This window comes from Pseudomonas sp. MF08875, from assembly GCF_059862525.1.
This window is the reverse complement of record NZ_JCBCUW010000119.1, coordinates 1-1,408: the sequence shown is the minus strand read 5'-3', so window position 1 is coordinate 1,408 and position 1,408 is coordinate 1. Positions and strand designations below refer to the sequence as shown.

Sequence of the window (1,408 nt, the reverse complement as noted above, 5' to 3'; positions counted from 1 at the left end):
CCTAGCAAAGCCTCTACGTATGGTCGCCTTCTCAATGCTTCTTCCGCATGTTCGGGAAGAAAGGTGGATAGATCTCGGGGTGCATTTTTTTGTTGAGGGGTGTAACCAAGCTTGGGTTGATCAGGGATCACGCATATGGAACGTTGCGCATACCCCGTATAAAATTCTTTCTCCCTCATCAGAACGGGCTCGCCCAGCTCATCAGTGAAATGCAGTCGTCGATCAACGAGGTGCGAGCGGAATACGAGGTACCGTTCATTCATCGTTACAGCCAAGCCGGGATTAAGCGAAAAAATCTGCATGACGATGCCCTCCCTCAAGGTAGATGGGCGATTGGGAGCTGAGACTTTTTTCGAGATCCACGCCAATCAGTCCAAGCCCTAACAGTCTCCATGCTTGGGCATCACCCACCACTAAACACAGATCTGCGATGGTTTGGGGCTTCTCGGCCTTTATTCGGGACAGAAGATCTTGCCAAGGAGGTGTGCCCACAAATGTTCCGCGACGGTGGTAAAGAATCTCCAATACCGACTTGCTCCGCGGCTCAGCCCAGATCACTTCATCGGTAACCACTTCGAAGCGGCGGCCACCGGCGGCGAAATGCGCTTTGGCTGCACTCAAGCGAGCGGCAGTGGCGTGATTTTTCCAGTGTTGAGCAGGTTTGATTTCGACCAGGATTCTTGAGCCGTCGAACAGCTCCACCTCAACATCAGGCACGTATTGCGCTGGCTGAATTCCTATTACGAAGGACTCACGGACGGGCTGGACTCTATAGCGGCGTACTGCCGGAGACAGCTCCAGCAGCCTAAAAAATCCACTTTCCAGGATAGATTCAAAGGGTACGGATTGCCCATTCTTAAGGGATGGAAAATACCCTCTGAAATGCCAGGATCTTCGGGTCACAACCTTTCGAACTGCCATGTCACTTTCCTCGAAGCGAACGGTTTTCGGAGCGTCACGTACTGGTGCGCTCTACGGGAACGTGTGAGGATTTCTAAAGGGAACACTTCCCCCTCGAGAGATCTCGCTACGGTCGAAATGCTGGGAGGGGATTGACAGAGCAACAAAAAAAGAAGAAATTGCGCGTGTTGTGTCTAAGCAATCACGAGCTGGTACTGTTTTTTCTTTTGTTGCTCTGTCTTCCCTCAGCAGAGGTATTTACATTTGGTTTACTCCTTTTGTAGTTGAAAAGCGAAAAAGTACTGGTGTAAGCAGGCTAAGATTTTGCTCGAACAAAATCGTTTAACTGCTTGAATAAAGCGAGCTTCCGGAAACGGTGCTCGCTTTATTTTTAACCGCCCGATTTTAATCCAGTCGTTTAAGCGGCGCAAACTTTCCGCGCCAAATTTACATTTAAAACCTTCCTCACTAGAACACACTAACTTACGCGATTTGATTAACAACTAAG

The 1,408-nt window shown here is 49.4% G+C and carries 1 protein-coding gene and 1 pseudogene; both read right to left on the bottom strand.

Going from position 1 to position 1,408, the window contains the following annotated elements:
* Positions 1–302, bottom strand: a pseudogene (locus AC19YT_RS28185) (integrase); the annotation flags it as partial.
* Positions 283–921: a TnsA endonuclease N-terminal domain-containing protein gene (locus AC19YT_RS28180; protein ID WP_181077541.1), complete on the bottom strand. Its 639-nt coding sequence runs from the start codon at positions 919–921 to the stop codon at positions 283–285. The gene AC19YT_RS28180 and the pseudogene AC19YT_RS28185, both read right to left, overlap by 20 nt.
* Between the last annotated feature and the right edge of the window lie 487 nt (positions 922–1,408).